The 15,913-nt window shown below is 41.8% G+C and carries 14 protein-coding genes and 1 tRNA gene; 6 read left to right on the top strand and 9 right to left on the bottom strand.

From position 1 onward, the window contains the following. Positions 1–75: 75 nt before the first annotated feature. From D8S85_RS16900 to D8S85_RS16890, 3 genes are read right to left on the bottom strand one after another with little or no spacing between them, the layout of a single operon-like run. Positions 76–1,050, bottom strand: a complete 975-nt coding sequence (locus D8S85_RS16900) for a hypothetical protein (RefSeq protein ID WP_106481480.1) — start codon at positions 1,048–1,050, stop codon at positions 76–78. Positions 1,051–1,061: 11 nt separating this feature from the next. Then, positions 1,062–2,201, bottom strand: coding sequence for a TlpA disulfide reductase family protein (locus tag D8S85_RS16895; protein WP_106481479.1), 1,140 nt, complete (start codon positions 2,199–2,201; stop codon positions 1,062–1,064). A gap of 49 nt (positions 2,202–2,250) precedes the next feature. Further along, a complete protein-coding gene (locus D8S85_RS16890) occupies positions 2,251–3,423 on the bottom strand; it encodes a FecR family protein (protein WP_106481478.1) in 1,173 nt (390 codons plus the stop codon). 312 nt (positions 3,424–3,735) lie between these two features. On the opposite strand from D8S85_RS16890, the gene D8S85_RS16885 reads away from it, so the two are divergent. The 3 genes from D8S85_RS16885 to D8S85_RS16875 all read left to right on the top strand — a co-directional run bounded on the left by D8S85_RS16885 (position 3,736) and on the right by D8S85_RS16875 (position 5,074). Further along, positions 3,736–4,527 carry an AraC family transcriptional regulator gene (locus D8S85_RS16885; RefSeq protein ID WP_106481477.1) on the top strand — a complete coding sequence of 264 codons (792 nt, stop codon included), beginning with the start codon at positions 3,736–3,738 and terminating at the stop codon, positions 4,525–4,527. Between the two features lie 103 nt (positions 4,528–4,630). Continuing rightward, positions 4,631–4,798, top strand: coding sequence for an NAD(P)H-dependent oxidoreductase (locus D8S85_RS16880; protein WP_106481476.1), 168 nt, complete (start codon positions 4,631–4,633; stop codon positions 4,796–4,798). Positions 4,799–4,810: 12 nt separating this feature from the next. Beyond that, complete coding sequence (locus D8S85_RS16875; protein WP_106481475.1) at positions 4,811–5,074, top strand: TIGR04076 family protein; 264 nt, start codon at positions 4,811–4,813, stop codon at positions 5,072–5,074. Positions 5,075–5,223: 149 nt separating this feature from the next. Here the strand turns inward: D8S85_RS16875 and D8S85_RS16870 are convergent, their stop codons facing one another. The 5 genes from D8S85_RS16870 to D8S85_RS16850 form a co-directional block, all read right to left on the bottom strand. Then, complete coding sequence (locus tag D8S85_RS16870) at positions 5,224–5,787, bottom strand: RNA polymerase sigma-70 factor (RefSeq protein ID WP_127075410.1); 564 nt, start codon at positions 5,785–5,787, stop codon at positions 5,224–5,226. 80 nt (positions 5,788–5,867) lie between these two features. Further along, the gene (gene gcvP / locus D8S85_RS16865) at positions 5,868–8,750 is read right to left on the bottom strand and encodes an aminomethyl-transferring glycine dehydrogenase (protein WP_106481473.1); all 2,883 of its coding nucleotides are present in this window, start codon (positions 8,748–8,750) and stop codon (positions 5,868–5,870) included. Positions 8,751–8,999: 249 nt separating this feature from the next. Then, positions 9,000–9,075: transfer RNA gene (locus D8S85_RS16860), tRNA-His, on the bottom strand. A 65-nt stretch (positions 9,076–9,140) separates the two neighbouring features. Further along, positions 9,141–9,728 (bottom strand): DUF3109 family protein, encoded by a 588-nt coding sequence (locus D8S85_RS16855; protein WP_106481472.1) that lies wholly within the window; start codon positions 9,726–9,728, stop codon positions 9,141–9,143. Positions 9,729–9,842: 114 nt separating this feature from the next. Further along, positions 9,843–10,751, bottom strand: coding sequence for an AraC family transcriptional regulator (locus tag D8S85_RS16850; RefSeq protein WP_158641616.1), 909 nt, complete (start codon positions 10,749–10,751; stop codon positions 9,843–9,845). Positions 10,752–10,921: 170 nt separating this feature from the next. Between D8S85_RS16850 and D8S85_RS16845 the strand changes: the two genes are divergently transcribed. Next, positions 10,922–11,752 carry an aldo/keto reductase gene (locus tag D8S85_RS16845; RefSeq protein ID WP_228423251.1) on the top strand — a complete coding sequence of 277 codons (831 nt, stop codon included), beginning with the start codon at positions 10,922–10,924 and terminating at the stop codon, positions 11,750–11,752. 102 nt (positions 11,753–11,854) lie between these two features. Here D8S85_RS16845 and gpmI read toward each other — a convergent pair whose 3' ends face one another. Beyond that, complete coding sequence (gpmI, locus tag D8S85_RS16840) at positions 11,855–13,375, bottom strand: 2,3-bisphosphoglycerate-independent phosphoglycerate mutase (RefSeq protein WP_181951162.1); 1,521 nt, start codon at positions 13,373–13,375, stop codon at positions 11,855–11,857. Positions 13,376–13,998: 623 nt separating this feature from the next. On the opposite strand from gpmI, the gene D8S85_RS16835 reads away from it, so the two are divergent. Together D8S85_RS16835 and D8S85_RS16830 are read left to right on the top strand one after the other, a co-directional pair. After that, complete coding sequence (locus D8S85_RS16835; protein WP_106481468.1) at positions 13,999–14,334, top strand: PadR family transcriptional regulator; 336 nt, start codon at positions 13,999–14,001, stop codon at positions 14,332–14,334. 11 nt (positions 14,335–14,345) lie between these two features. Then, positions 14,346–15,809 carry a PspC domain-containing protein gene (locus D8S85_RS16830; protein WP_106481467.1) on the top strand — a complete coding sequence of 488 codons (1,464 nt, stop codon included), beginning with the start codon at positions 14,346–14,348 and terminating at the stop codon, positions 15,807–15,809. Positions 15,810–15,913: the final 104 nt, after the last annotated feature.

Below are 15,913 nucleotides of genomic sequence, written 5' to 3'. Positions count from 1 at the left end.
TTCAGTTTTTTAGTTTAAGTGGCTTTAAATTAAAATCTAAGCATCGGGGAGTGGGCATACTCCCCAAACTTTGAATCATTTCATCACTTGCACGAGAATCTTTTTATACTCCTTGTTCTTATTGTATCTTTTCAAGTAATCCTTTTTCAACTTCTCGATTGTATCGAAATCTCGGTTAGCCGCCACCTGATTATACAAAAAAACGAATAAAGCCGCATCCCGCAAAGTTCCATTATAGAAAGTTGCAATGCTTTCATACTCTTTTTCCATACTATCAGCCGGTTTATACTCTTCATTTTTATCACGTGCAGCCTTCCGTTGCTCGTATTCCTTATATTGCGCGAGGAACGACATATACAATCGATTCCTCAAAGAAGCCTCGTCATCACGTAAACGATAATCATCCAATGCACTCCAGTAACCATCCGCGATACAAGCCTCCAACGCTTTTTTATGATAAGACGAACTGGCATAAGGATACGAGATTAAATTTGTCAACAACGTCGCCTCTATCTCGGAACGCAAATAATTATACATCCGCCCGGAAATTGAATCTTTAATCTCATCCAGCAAAGCAATCTCATCCTTCCACTCTTGCATCGTGGCAGTATAATGCTCTTTCGCGTCATACAACAATACTAAAAGAGCCGGAATATTTGTCTTATACCTTCTCTCTGCACGCAACGTACGGACTTTATGCAAATAATTGCCTACCGCGACAGCCTTCGGGGTTCCCGTGTATTCAACATCCGTGTAACGTCTCCCGTCATATTGAATTTTAGCGTGAATCTGATCTCCCGGTTCCAGACACACAACAACCCAAGCATTGATCTTCATCATTGTAATGTCATCCAACTCCACGTCAAACTCCATCTCCTGATTTTCCATATAAGGAAACTCCTGATTGATTCCATCTTTCTCTACGAAATCGAAATAGACCATCTTCCCGTTAAAGCCTTGAATTTGTGCGCTAACCCGACTTACCTCTTTGGCGGTCAAAGAGAAAGCTGAAAAACAACTTACTAACAATACAAGTATCAAACTCTTCATCTCATCATTTTTTATTTCTTTCCAAGGACTTCTTTCACCTTCTGAATCAACTTTTCACCCCGCAAATCCAAAGCAACAACTTTCCCCTGCGGATCAATCAATACCGTATAAGGAATTGCTGTCACGTTACACAATTTTACCGGAGCAGTCGACCACATCTCCAAATCGCTCACTTGCGGCCATTTCATATTATTCTTTTTAATGGCTCCCAACCAAGCCTCTTTTTTAGAATCCAACGACACACCGAGAATTTCAAAATTTTTCCCTTTACATTCCTTGTACAACTTCACGATATTAGGCATTTCCCTCATACAAGGCCCGCACCAAGAAGCCCAAAAATCAATCAAAACATATTTTCCCCTGAAATCACTCAACTTTATCTTTTTCCCGTTTTGATCCGGCAACGTGAAATCGGGCATATCACTCCCCTCCGAGAATGCTGCCAACCGAATGTACTCTTCCAGCTGTTTCGTATAGGGATGTTCATTCAAACTCGGGTCTATTTTGGCCCGTAACGCTTTTAGTTCCTCCAATGGCAAACGATACCTCATCGACCAATAAATCACAAACGGGGCAAAAGCCTGATCCGGGTAAAGATTTACCATTTTTATCCCGATCTCCGTGTTCCGTCTTTTTGCTATCGCACCTCTTTCTTTAAAATTTTTGTTTTCAACTTCATAAGGTTGTTCTCCATAAAGCATTCTCTCCAATACACACACTTTACGAATACTATCTGTCACGTATTGATCCAAAAATTTATAAAAGTCAAAAATATCATTATTAGGCGTCCCCTTTGCCGTAGAATTCAAAAAGAAATCTGCATTTGCCCGAATACTGATCTCCCCATTTTCCAAAAAGAAAGGCGTGATCGGACTCAAACAATCAGGATCAGCACTCTTGATAAAATACATTCTCGGATATTTCACACTCGGTCCTTGAAAAGTGTACTGATTATTCACCACTTCCGCACTATCGACAATATGCGGCTTCCCCTGAATTTCCTCCTCCTCCACGAGATATACTTTATTGGCTTTATAATCACCCTCTATCACACCTTTGATTACATATCCATCCATTTTCTTGTATTGAGATTGTCCCATCAGCAAGCCAGAAAATGCAACGCATAACCCAACTAATACAATTTTTTTCATATTGAACTAATTAAATTTTTATATATCAAACAAAACGTACGTTATCTTCTTATTTTATAAATACCTTATTTCCTTCCACCCGGCAATCAAACTGCGAAGTTTCATCCAAACGCTCCACGAAAACATCGATTCGCTCCTCTTTATTTATTACCCCCGTGTAAATTGCTTGCTCACACCCCTTGTTCTCAAAAATGATCTCAACCTCATACCAACGCTGCAACACTTTAGCAACCTCCACCAAAGGCTTACCTTTAAAAATATATTGCCCGTTTTTCCAAGCGATATAATCATTCACATTCACAGCCTTTATATCCACCATCCCGTTATTCTTATCCCAACGCAATTGTTTACTAGGCAATAAATTATATATCTTATCATCCACGTGAGCGGCAACACGTCCTTCCACCAAAGTAACTTCGGTAAATGTCTCGTCCGGGTAAGCATTAACATTAAACGAAGTACCCAACACCTCAACTTTCATCCCGTTTGACACCACGAAAAAGGGATGCTCCGCATCTTTTGCCACTTCCAGATAGATTTCACCCTCCGCGTACACCACGCGCTCTTTCCCCGTAAAGGCCACCGGGTAACGCAAAGACGACTGCGCGTTTAGCCAAACTCTAGTCCCATCTGCTAAAGTAAACGAGAAATCACATTGCGAAGGAGTGGTCAATGTATTATACACCATTTCCTCCTTCGTCGAATCGGAAGTGATATATTGCATCTCTCCCTCCGACTTCATCGTAATCTGCACCCCATTCTCTTCATTCAATGTCAAATCTTGATTATAAAGCACCATTTGCTGTCCGTTAGAAAGTGTCAACACGGGAACATTCTTTTTTATCATCATCGTATGGGCAACCTCTAGCGGCGATTTCTCCTCCACCTTCTCCTGATACCAATAGAATAATACGAGCAACAAAGGCAGGGCAATTATTGCCGCGTAACGAGAAATCCTTATTATCAAACGTCTACGACTATTTTTCTGTTCTCTCCTCTGTATAAAAGAATTAAATGCCGACTGCACATCACTATTCCGATATAACCGGATCTTACCCCGCATAACTTCATCCGAACAAATTTGCTCGTACAACATTCTATTTTGCTCGGATTCATTTTTCCATGTATCTAACTTTAACTGTTCTTCTTTTGTTGCATTACCTGATAAATCTTTATAGATCAGTTCTGAAATCTCAAATAATACATCTCCGTTATGTTTCATAAAGTTAACGTTTAATCACATTTTATACCCAACTTTATAAACAAAACGCACAAGAATGAAAAAAGGGGGGATAAGCACACGAAATATTTATACAGAAAATACAGTTTTGAAATATTCTGTTATATTTCAAGCATTTAGTTGGTTACAAAAACAGAATAGGCAATGACATAAAAACGAGCGAAAATCTTTGGCCTGCTTTTCTTCCCTCTACTTCAAATAACTCTAACAAGGGGAAATTTAGAAAAAACATCTCAATAGAAAAGGTGTTAAGTTGATAAAATTCACTATTTTTACATCATAGTTTTATAAAATATGGACTTTTTTAAAATCATAAAACCGACTTCCGTTTTAGCTCCTTACATAAAACACTATTGGATATTTCAATCTGATATAAAAGATCTGCGCAGGCTAACACCTATTGGTAGTGTAGAACTTGTGTTTCATCGGGGTGACGCAATCTTGTCCTCTGTCAATAACGACATGGAACCTCTTGGCTTTATTAGAGGACAAAAAATTGGCTATTATGATGCTATTCCAACAGGGACAGTTGATATGATCGCAGTAATATTTCAACCACACGGTTTTAGAAGTGTTTTTAATATTCCGACATGCGAGTTGTATGAAAATTTAACACCTTTGGATATGATAGGCGTAAAGTCTCTTAGTGAATTGCAGGATAAAATCGGTAACACAAAAGACAATGACCTATGTATAAAATTTATTGATGACTTTTTTCTAAAACAATTATCTATAACAAAAGAATACAATTTCAATCGAATGGATGCCGTTATTTCTGTCATAAATACACATCCAATCATTAAGTTTACTTCTCTGGCAGAAACCGCCTGCTTAGGATATAAGCAATTCAAAAGGATATTTTCAGAATATGTCGGAATAAATCCACAAGATTTTTTTCGAATCGTCCGTTTTCAAAGATCTCTTTCCTTATTAAGCCGAAAACCTAATATGAATTTTACACACTTAGCTTACGAATGTGGCTTTTATGACCAATCGCATCTAATTCATGAATTCAAAAATTTCACAAATTACAATTTAGGCAACTACCTTACGAATAACTCACCCTACTCCGATTACTTCTCTTAAAGTAAATGTCTTACACGATATTTAAAATGTCCATGTATTACAATTTATTGAAATACATGTGCTCTACCTTTGCCCCGAATAAAAATCAATAAAATGTATTATCATGATTACTATAATTTATGTACACCCTTGTCAAGAAAGTTTTAATAGAGCAATTTTTAATGAAATAGTCTCTAAGTTAGAGCAAACTAATCAATCTTACACAGTCTTAGATTTGTATAAAGACGAATTTAATCCTGTTTTATCCGAAAAGGCAAGAGGTTCTGTTTAAAATATTCCAAATATGAAAAGATTTAAAATAACGGTAGACAAAGTTGTCGGATATTGCAGTTGTAATTATAAAAAGGGAGATGTTTTTTATGTGCAAGGCATGAATACCCCTAAAAAAGAGTTTTGTGGTGGAGCTTTTCTCATCATATACCCTATACAAGTATCACTGCATACTGGAGGGTGTTTTTCTTTTGAGAAAAATCCATTATGTAAGACCCAATTAGCATGTCCCGACAATGGCAATGTCATTTTTTCTATTGAATTAATGGCTGAATAAAGCAAAAATCTTTACTATCCAAAACCCAACAAACAATAACAAGGTTTATGCTTATAAATGAATTATTGACATGTGCCTTCCACAAATACAAGGATATAACATCAGGAACACTCCTGATTTACACGAATAATTTTTAGAACTGAATTAATTTAAAACCAAAGTAACCAGATCAAGCATTGTAATTCAGCATCCTTCAATTGGGCAGCCAACTTTTTCTTTCCACTACTCTTGTGTTCCTTCACCGTATCCAATGAAATATGTAGTCTTTCAGCAATTTCTGCCCCTTTTAACCCCTCAAGAGTTAACATCATTACCATTTTACATTGAGGCGGTAATGTCTCGACGGCTGCCATCAACCGGGTATACACGTCTTCCTCCAACACTTTATCCCAAAAGTGTTCTTCTTCCGTTTGCGACGAGATAATATCCTTATAATACTTGTCCCGGATCTTTTGTTTCCTGAAATGGCTGATACATTTATTTTTCAGTGAACTATACAAGAAATACTTCACCCCATTTGCAGTTTCAAATTTATTCCTGCTTTCCAGTAACGAAATAAAAACATCCTGCACCAGATCTTCCGCCACGTCATTATCCTTCACGTAATAACTTGCCAAAGCCTTCAACGCCACGTAATAGCATTGATACAAATATTGATAAGCCCGGTTATCCTTACGTACCAATAAATCCAACAAAACATCTTGCTCCAACATACCTTTCTCCCTGGAAGATAAAAAAGGAAAGCGTTTCAAACCCTAACGATGAAACGCATTCCAATATAATTTAAAAGAATCTATTTCTCGTCATTGGATGACTCAAGCGGATCACAGGTACACATCAAGTTACGATCACCATACCCATCGTCCACGCGACCTACTTGCGGCCAGAACTTGTTCTCTGCCACCCAAGCCAGCGGGTAAGCCGCCTTGCTACGCGGGTAAGCATGAGACCACTCGTCAGCAGTCAACACTTTATGCGTGTGCGGAGCGTTCTTCAAAACATTATCTGTCTTGTCAGCTTTTCCTTCTCCGACTTCGATCATTTCCTCACGAATAGTCTTCAAAGCCTCAATGAAACGATCCAACTCTTCTTTCGGCTCGCTTTCCGTCGGCTCTACCATCAATGTCCCGTGAACGGGGAACGACAAAGTGGGAGCATGGAAACCGAAGTCCATCAAACGCTTGGCAATATCCAACTCGGAGATTCCATATTCTTTATTGAACATATTGCAATCCCAGATCATCTCGTGACCTACACGACCTTTCGATCCCTTGAACAGAATCTTGAAGCCCAATTTCTCGAAGGATGAAGCCAGATAGTTAGCGTTCAAGATCGCCATCTTGGTCACCATCTCCAATCCTTCCGCACCCAACATCAGCAAGTAACCGTAAGTCACGGGAAGCATTCCTACCGAACCGTAAGGAGCGGCAGCAACCGCATGAATACCATGCTCTCCTCCCGTTTTCACCATCGTGTGAGTCGGCAAGAATTCAACCAAGTGAGAAGCCACGCAGATCGGGCCTACACCGGGACCACCACCACCGTGAGGCATGGCAAACGTCTTGTGCAGATTCAAATGGCAAACATCAGCTCCGATCGTTCCGGGATTTGTCAAACCACATTGTCCATTCATATTAGCACCATCCATATAGAACAATCCTCCATTCTCGTGAATGATATCTGCCAACTCTTTGATTGACTCCTCGAAAATACCATGCGTTGACGGATAAGTAATCATGGCACCAACCAGATTATCCCGATTTTCAATCGCTTTCTTACGGAAATCCTCCACGTCGATATTTCCTTCCGGATCAGTAGCAGTCACTATAATTTTGAAACCTGCCATCGTGCTTGAAGCCGGATTCGTTCCATGAGCGGAAGCCGGTATCAAAATCACGTTACGATGCCCTTGTCCATGTGCAATATGATATTGACGAATCACCATCAATCCGGTATATTCCCCGGCTGCACCTGAATTGGGTTGCAAACTGCATCCGCTGAAACCGGTCACTTTACACAACATCTCCTCGGTTTCCCGAATCATTTGTTGATAACCTTCTGCCTGTGACAGTGGAACAAACGGATGTAATCCGCCGAATTCCGGCCATGTAATCGGTAACATCTCTACTGCCGCGTTCAACTTCATCGTACAAGAACCCAAAGAAATCATCGAAGTTGCCAAAGAGATATCGCGTCTCTCCAGATTCTTCATATAACGCATCATTCCGGTCTCAGAATGATAGATATTGAATACAGACTGTTGTAATATTTCATCATCGCGCAACATCTCCGGGTCAAGCACCGTACGATCGTCTATAAAATCAACGTGACCCACCGTCTTTCCAACAGCTTGTGCAAAAATTCCGATCAACGTATTGATCTCCTCTTCGTTGATTTTTTCGTCGGTAGATAAACCAACCACTTTACCACAAGGACAATAATACAGGTTGATCTCTTTCTCCAAAGCTATATCCTGTAATGCAGACTGGCAAACACCTTCCGGCAACTCGAAACGTAACGTGTCGAAGAACTTATTCACCTTCAACTTGTAACCCAACTTTTGAATCTCCTCTGCCAAAATTACAGCAGCAGAATGAATGTGACGGGCGATACGTTCCAAACCCTCACGCCCGTGATAAGCAGCATAGAATCCTGCCATCGTGGCATTCAAGGCCTTAGCCGTACATATATTGGAAGAAGCCTTTTCCCGTTTAATATGCTGCTCACGCGTCTGCAAGGCCAAACGCAGAGCGTGATTTCCTTGTGCATCAACTGTCACGCCGATAATACGCCCCACGATATTTCGTTTATACTCTTCTTTCGTGGCCATGTAAGCGGCATGAGGACCGCCATAAGACATCGGAATACCGAAACGCTGCGTTGTTCCCACAACCACATCAGCTCCCCACTCTCCCGGAGGCGTTAACAACACGAGGCTCATCAAATCTGCCGTCACGGCTAACAACGAACCGTTAGCATGCACCCGATCCGCGAATGCTTTATAATTGCGTATTTCACCATTGGATGCCGGGTATTGAACAATTGCCCCGAATACATCCGGAGTGAATTCAAACGTATCGTAATCACCGTAAACCAATTCGATACCCTGTGGAGCAGAACGAGTGATCAACACGTCCTTTGTCTGAGAGAAAATCTTGTTGTCAACAAAAAACTTATTAGCCCCGGCCTTCTTCATCTCTTTCCCGCGCAAGCCATACAGCATAGTCATAGACTCTGCGGCTGCCGTAGCCTCATCCAACAGCGAACAATTGGCAATTTCCATCCCGGTCAACTCAATCACCATCGTCTGGAAATTCAATAAAGCCTCCAAACGCCCTTGGGAAACCTCAGCTTGATAGGGAGTGTATGACGTATACCACGCCGGATTCTCCAAAATATTCCGCTGTATCACGGCAGGAGTAATCGTGTCATAGTATCCTTCTCCAATAAACGTTCTGTATAACTTATTCTTTGCAGCTACCGCTTTCACTTTCGAGAAAAACTCGTACTCCGTGAGAGGTGCCGGTAAGTCCAACGTTTTTTTCAACCGGATTGATCCAGGAACAGTCTGCTCTATCAACTCGTCAAGAGAACTGACACCGACCACTTTGAGCATATCCTTGATATCCTCCGGACGCGGCCCTATGTGTCTCCACAAAAATTTATCTGTAGCCATCTAATTATTTTAATTATTAATGATTTAATTCAAAAACATCGTTTCGTCAACGATTGTGTAAAAATAGACATAATTCTTATCCTTACAAAAAAAACAGCACAGGAATATAATCCCATCCGAATCGAATATTTCGGCTCACGTGAAAAAGTAGTGTCAAGTAGAAAACAAGTGGAGCCAAAGTAGCTCCCTCTCAAGCCGGGAAGTAAAAAATGAAAAACGGAGAACTGAATTCCAATTCTCCGTTTCAACGGGTGGAAGATCGGTCTCGAACCGACGACCTTCGGAACCACAATCCGACGCTCTAACCGACTGAGCTACATCCACCATTTTGCTTTTGCGCTGCAAAGATAGAATAACTTTCCTTTTCCACAAAGAAAAGTTTCAAAAAAATTAGCGTCCGAACTTGATTTTTCCCGTCTCAATCTCCCGGGCGGCATAGCATAGCTGCTCGTACCACTCTTCCCCGTATTTACGAATAAGGGCATCTTTCAAAAACACGTACACCGGAATTCCCTCTTGCTCACCCTTTAAGCGGGCACAAGCACAAATCGTCCACTGGTCATAATTCATCGCCTCGTAATTCTGGTACTGTTTCACCCGAATTGGATACATGTGGCAAGATATAGGTTTTCGGAAAGAACTCTCTCCCCGGCTCCACGCTTTTTCAATAGCGCACCACGAACACCCGTTCTCCTCGATAATATACGCGCACTCTCGTCCCCCGATCAGCGGGGTAACCAGATCGCCCTCGATGTCGATCACGGAAAAGCCCTGCTCCTCCACGGTGGCGATACCCTCAGGTTTCATGTAAGGTTTTATCTTCTCGTAATTCTCCCGGATCTCTTCTGCCTCCCCGGCTTCCAAAGGTGCTCCCGAATCCCCCTCCACGCAACAAATCCCCTTGCAAGCTGCCAAATCACAACAAAACTTCTTCTCGAAAATATCCAGACTTATAATCGTGTCCCCTATCTGTATCATATTTTAATTGAAAATGATTTTGCAAAATTACTAAAATCGGTGGAATAATTGCATAGGTTTGGAGAAATCCGTTCACACGCAGATTCAACTCGCCAATACGACTCTAATCTCTTTTCATTCAACATCTTTAGAGTTTGCTTTTATAGATGCAGAAGGTGTCATTTTTTCCAACCTCTTAAAAAGACGGCTTAAATGCGATGGACAATCAAATCCAAGCGCATAGGCCGTTTCTGTTACCGACTTGCCGGATATCAACATATCCTTGGCTCGACGGATAATATTACGCCCAATAAAATGATTGGCCGAATCGCCTGTTTCTTTTCGTATCAGATCACCGAGATAATTCGGGGCAACACAAAGACAATCAGCACAAAAGCGTACCGTGGGCAGTCCTTGGGAATGTTGTTCGCCTGCAGCATAATAATCATCTAACATACGTTCTAATCGGCTGACTATATGACCGCATTTTGTTCCGTTCCCTATTGAATATTTTCTATTGAAAAAAGACGAGCAATACGTCAATATTAGTTCTATCAATTTTATAATCACTTGCTTGCGTTTACTTCCCATCAATTCAGATCGCAACATTCGTAACAATGTTTCATAGTCTTGTCGTTCCTGGCTCGTAATTGTAAGAGCCGTGCTTATGTGGTAATGAAAGAATTCCAAACGTAAAAGTTCTTCCTCGTAGCTTGTGCCATGAAACAAATCAGAACTGAATAGAAGTGCCCAACCTTTACGTTGAAACGTACTTCCATCATCTCGCGCACCTCCTATTTGGGAGGGAGAAACGCACACGATACTTCCTATGGAATAATCGTACTTTCCTGAACCGTAATCAAGCTGCTCCAAATCATCATCCAAAAGGAACAGACCGTATATCCCCCACAGCGTGCGGCAATGCCTGATTGGAGATAACTCATCATAGTGAATGACACTCACTTGAGCGTGAATATCTTCTACACCTATAAACTGATTGTAATCGTGTACCGTTCTTACTTTTATATCATAACTCCGAGTCATATCAAATGCAAAATTAGCCATTAAATTTTCAAAACAGTAAAATTGGCTTTTATTTCAGTATTAGCTCATACTCTTTTTGTTGGGGAACAAGTAATTTCACATTCAAAATGAAATCAATCCTTGCCTTAAGCCTTGCATGGGGTATGGCAAGCCAAACAAGTGCACAAAAAATGAATACAGTACCAACGATCAAACTGAACAACGGCATGGAAATGCCGCAATTAGGTGTCGGCACGTTCCTTGTCAAGGAGGATGCCGCAAAACGTGTATGTCATGCTATCCAAATAGGATTCCGATTAATTGATACGGCACAAGGTTATGACAATGAAAAAGAAGTAGGTGAAGGCATCCGCTTGAGTGGTATTGACCGCGGAGAACTTTTTATAACAACAAAAGTAAACACAACAGAAATGCGAAATGGAACGGTTAGGCAGTCTCTTGACAAAAGCCTTTCCGACCTCGGATTGGAATACCTTGATTTGGTGTTGATACATTGGCCCGTGGAAGGACATATCAAGGAAACGTGGCAGATACTGGAGGAATATGTAGATAACGGAAAAATCCGTAGCATCGGACTGAGCAACTTCAATCCTCATCACATTGATTCACTTCTTGTCTACGCGAGAGTACGTCCCGTTATCAACCAAATAGAGATACACCCCTACATGACTCAGATAGATAAATCCGGTTATAACTTCCAACAAAATATTCAAACTGAAGCATGGGGACCGTTAGGCCAAGGTACCACGGAGGAGCTTAAAGACCCCGTGATTGGTAAAATGGCCAAACAGCATGGAAAATCTATCGCCCAGATTATTTTGCGTTGGCATATGCAACGAGGACTTGTCACGATTCCGCGTTGTGATAATGATATCTATACAGAGGAAAACATCGATATCTTTGACTTCGAATTATCTGCTGCTGAAATGGAGATTATAACAGGGCTGAACCGAAACCAACGTACGAATACACTGAACAATCCTGATAATTTCCCATGGTAACTATCACACCCATCCTTAAAATTCGTCTATCCATATAGCTCACTTGATAGATCTAAAAGAAAGGACGCTGGCCATTTACTCGACCAGCGTTCCATTTTTATATCAAACTAATAACGACTTCCCTGTCATTTCCTTGGGTTGTGGAAGCCCCATAATCGCGAGAACAGTGGGAGCGACATCGGCCAAAACCCCGTCCCGCAAGTGATCGCACTTGGAATCGGTGACCCAGATACAAGGCACCGGGTTCAGCGAGTGAGCCGTGTTCGGCGTTCCATCCTCGTTCACCGCGTTATCGGCATTCCCGTGGTCGGCAATAATCAACACGTCGTAACCGTTAGCGCGAGCGGCAGCCACGGTCTTCCCGACACACTCGTCCACGGTAGCCACGGCCTTCTGGATAGCCTTGTACACTCCGGTATGCCCCACCATATCTCCATTAGCGTAATTCAAACAGATGAAATCAACACTCTTTTCATTTAACTGCTCCACGATCCTTTCCGTCACGATAGGAGCAGACATTTCGGGCTGCAAATCGTAGGTAGCCACTTTTGGAGAGGGTACCAAAATCCGGCTTTCACCCTCGAAAGGCTCTTCCCGTCCCCCGTTCAAGAAAAACGTCACGTGAGCATATTTCTCCGTCTCGGCAATACGTAACTGTTTCAATCCCTGCTTGGCAATATATTCCCCAATCGTGTTTACCACGTTCTCTTTATCGAACAAGATATGCAATCCCTTGAATTTAGCATCATAAGGAGTCATCGTGCAATAATATAATGGTATGGTCTTCATCCCGAAGTCCGGCTTATCCTCTTGCGTCAACACAATGGTCAACTCCTTGGCCCGGTCGTTACGGAAATTGAAGAAGATCACCATATCTCCCGGTTGTATCGTTCCCACGGGCTTTCCGGCCTCGTCCACGCAAACAATCGGTTTGATAAACTCATCGGTCACACCCGCGTCATAAGAAGCCTGCACTCCCGCCTCGGCGTCCGTTACCGGAGTCCCCACGCCATTCACCAACAAGTCATAAGCCTCCTTGATACGCTCCCAGCGGGAATCACGATCCATGGCATAATAGCGTCCGATCACGGAAGCGATCTTACCCGAGGATTGTTTCATGTGATTCTGCAACTCACCGATAAAACCCTTTCCACTCTTCGGATCCGTGTCCCGGCCGTCCATAAAACAATGAACAAAGGTTTTCTCGATCCCGAACTCCTTCGACAAATCACACAAGGCAAACACGTGATCGAGCGAACTATGTACCCCACCGTTAGAAACCAGTCCCATGAAATGCACCTGTTTCCCGTTCTCCTTGGCATAGTTAAACGCCTTCACGATTTCCGGATTCTGTGCAATGGAATGATCTCGACACGCCCGGTTTATCTTCACCAAATCCTGGTAAACTACCCGTCCGGCCCCAATATTCAGGTGTCCGACTTCGGAATTCCCCATCTGACCGTCAGGCAACCCCACATTCTCCCCGCTCGTGTACAACAAAGCACGAGGATTATTACTTGCCAATTCCGTGATGTTAGGAGTCGGCGTACTCCCTATCGCATCCGAATGATCGTGTTTTCCAACACCCCAACCATCCAGTATCATCAACAAAACTCTCTTCATATCTATTTCATTTTTTGTTATTTACTTTTCTAAATTCACAGCAAAGTTAATCTTAAATATCCAGTTTAGTGTCTTACAATCAAGGAAAATCAACGAAAACGTTTTAAAGCACCCCAGCCGTTTACTCCAGTGAAAAGAATAAAATAACGCCAGTTCGATATAAGGATTAAATTATTTTTTTGAGTATTACAGGCATAGTGATAAAAGTATTCGGCGTGCATTGTACCATTTCATACTATATAGAGCCTCTGTTAAAACAACAAAAGTATAACAAATCAGGATCACTAGCAGATCACTACCGTGTACAAAATTTTTAACAAGCTATTAGAATGCTATTAGAACGCTATTCTGTATAGCGTTTTAATAGCGTTCTAATAGCGCTTTACACGGTAGTGCTCCGGATGTAATCACGTGTCAATCCTGATTTCGTGTATTAAGTCGGGCTAAATGCCGGATTATCTTCCCATAACTCTCTCCTCTAATTCTTTACAAGTCCTCGCGTAGGCGCTCTTCTTGTTTTATGCTGATTTATTTCAAGCTCAAATTAAAATTAATAATACTATGTATTACATAATACTATTTTTTATTTATATCTTTGTCTTGCATTATAAAAGAACCAAGACATGAACATTGAAAACACACAAGCTCAAATGAGGAAGGGTATCTTGGAATATTGCATTTTACTGATCATCGCACAACAGGACGCCTACGTGCCGGACATTATCAGTAAACTGAAAGCATCCAAGATGATCGTTGTCGAAGGGACGATATATCCCTTACTGACCCGACTGAAGAACACCGGTCTACTGTCATACCGCTGGGAAGAGTCACAACAAGGTCCTCCCCGCAAGTATTACAGTATCACGGAACAAGGGCGAGGTTTCCTCAAGGAACTCGAAAACTCCTGGGAAGAATTGACCTCCGCCGTGAACAGCATTAAAGAAAACCATAATAACTAAATCTCCCGCTCATGAAAAAAACATATACTATAAACTTAAGTGGCAAGATTTTTCATATCGATGAAGACGCCCTGGAAAAACTACAAGAATACATCAATACCCTCAAAACATATTACACGCGAGAAGAAGACGGGAACGAGATCATGGATGACATCGAAAATCGTATCGGGGAACTTTTCACGGAAAGCCTGAAAGGACAATTCCGTGAGGTTGTCACTCTCGAAGACGTGGATCAAGCAATCGCCACGATGGGCACACCGGACGACATCATCGATGAAGACGAGCAACCCCGGACATCCCCCTCGAAACAGGCTAAAAAACTATACCGGAACCCGGACGACAAGATTCTCGGCGGGGTTGCCGGAGGTATGGCAGCCTATTGGGGAATATCTTCCCTGCTCATCCGGATATGTTTCGTACTTTTGTGTTGCTATTACGGAATATTCATTATCGTATATATCATTCTATGGATCGCGGTCCCCAAGGCCAAGACAACCAAGCAAAAACTCGAAATGAAGGGAGAGAGTATAAACGTTTCCAACATCGAACGTTCAATAAAAGACGAGTATCAAGAGATTAAAAACGGTAAGGGTGCCGCTTTCATGAACCGGATAGGCGAAGGCTTATACGAAGTGCTCACCATTATCGGGAAGGTGTTGGCTATTATTATCGGTGTAAGCCTCTTCTTCGGAGGAATTTTCATGTTGTTTGCTTTCCTGTCGGCATTATTTTTACCCAACCTTTATCCTTGGAAAAGTGGTTTCATGGAATTTACCTATTCCTTTACTCCCTTAAACTTTACTTTGGGTAAAATCGCTATATCATTCTTGATTGGAATTCCTATTATCATGATCATTTATATGGCGATCAAATTGTTGTTCTCCTTCAAGAGTAATAACAAGGTGATCGCCCTTTCTGCCTTTTCGTGTTGGATGTTAGGATTCGTTATGCTCCTATTCGTGGGGATTAGCGAAGGTCGAAGTTGGTCGTTTAAAGGTACCCGCTATGGCGAATCACTCGAACTGAGTCAACAGGACACGCTCGTTCTGCTTGTAAATGAACGCTACAAGCTACCTGAAAATCTTTACATAGATCAAGATGTGTTCCGGTTATCCTCCAGCAACATGATCGCCCCTAGCATCAAGATATACTCGACCGATGACACAATCCCGACGTTACGTGTACAATTTTACACCCAAGAAGAAAAACCGGTATATGATAACATGGATTTTAACTGGGATTACAAAAACGACACGCTTCGATTTGATAATTACATCAAGATCGCGAGACAATGGAGAGCTCAAAGAGTGACACTATCTCTATATCTGCCTGAAAATAAGAAAGTGCTCCTTCCTCCTCAAACAAGCCAATACTTGAGGAATTTGAGAGATTTTGACTGGAAAGTACGTTCCAAACTAAACAAAGATCAAATATTATTAATCATGCGGGACGGGAAACTTCAACCCCTCATGTAAAGCGAAAAAGAGGAATATGAGGAAGGTGGTTCCGCATCAACGACCTCCCCTAACCCCTCCTTACACAGGAGGGCAAACCGCTTGGTAATCAACTCTCCCCCTGT

Origin of the sequence: Butyricimonas faecalis, assembly GCF_003991565.1 — a bacterium.
In the GTDB taxonomy this organism is placed as follows: domain Bacteria; phylum Bacteroidota; class Bacteroidia; order Bacteroidales; family Marinifilaceae; genus Butyricimonas; species Butyricimonas faecalis.
This window is presented reverse-complemented; position numbering and strand designations above follow the sequence as displayed.

Coding starts and splice junctions, on each gene's coding strand:
- D8S85_RS16890 (WP_106481478.1), bottom strand. CDS start 3,423: ATGAAACATAACGGAGATGTATTATTTGAGATTTCAGAACTGATCTAT.
- D8S85_RS16895 (WP_106481479.1), bottom strand. CDS start 2,201: ATGAAAAAAATTGTATTAGTTGGGTTATGCGTTGCATTTTCTGGCTTG.
- D8S85_RS16835 (WP_106481468.1), top strand. CDS start 13,999: ATGAACATTGAAAACACACAAGCTCAAATGAGGAAGGGTATCTTGGAA.
- D8S85_RS16885 (WP_106481477.1), top strand. CDS start 3,736: ATGGACTTTTTTAAAATCATAAAACCGACTTCCGTTTTAGCTCCTTAC.
- D8S85_RS16880 (WP_106481476.1), top strand. CDS start 4,631: ATGATTACTATAATTTATGTACACCCTTGTCAAGAAAGTTTTAATAGA.
- gpmI (WP_181951162.1), bottom strand. CDS start 13,375: ATGAAGAGAGTTTTGTTGATGATACTGGATGGTTGGGGTGTTGGAAAA.
- D8S85_RS16855 (WP_106481472.1), bottom strand. CDS start 9,728: ATGATACAGATAGGGGACACGATTATAAGTCTGGATATTTTCGAGAAG.
- D8S85_RS16900 (WP_106481480.1), bottom strand. CDS start 1,050: ATGAAGAGTTTGATACTTGTATTGTTAGTAAGTTGTTTTTCAGCTTTC.
- D8S85_RS16830 (WP_106481467.1), top strand. CDS start 14,346: ATGAAAAAAACATATACTATAAACTTAAGTGGCAAGATTTTTCATATC.
- gcvP (WP_106481473.1), bottom strand. CDS start 8,750: ATGGCTACAGATAAATTTTTGTGGAGACACATAGGGCCGCGTCCGGAG.
- D8S85_RS16870 (WP_127075410.1), bottom strand. CDS start 5,787: ATGTTGGAGCAAGATGTTTTGTTGGATTTATTGGTACGTAAGGATAAC.
- D8S85_RS16875 (WP_106481475.1), top strand. CDS start 4,811: ATGAAAAGATTTAAAATAACGGTAGACAAAGTTGTCGGATATTGCAGT.
- D8S85_RS16845 (WP_228423251.1), top strand. CDS start 10,922: ATGAATACAGTACCAACGATCAAACTGAACAACGGCATGGAAATGCCG.
- D8S85_RS16850 (WP_158641616.1), bottom strand. CDS start 10,751: ATGACTCGGAGTTATGATATAAAAGTAAGAACGGTACACGATTACAAT.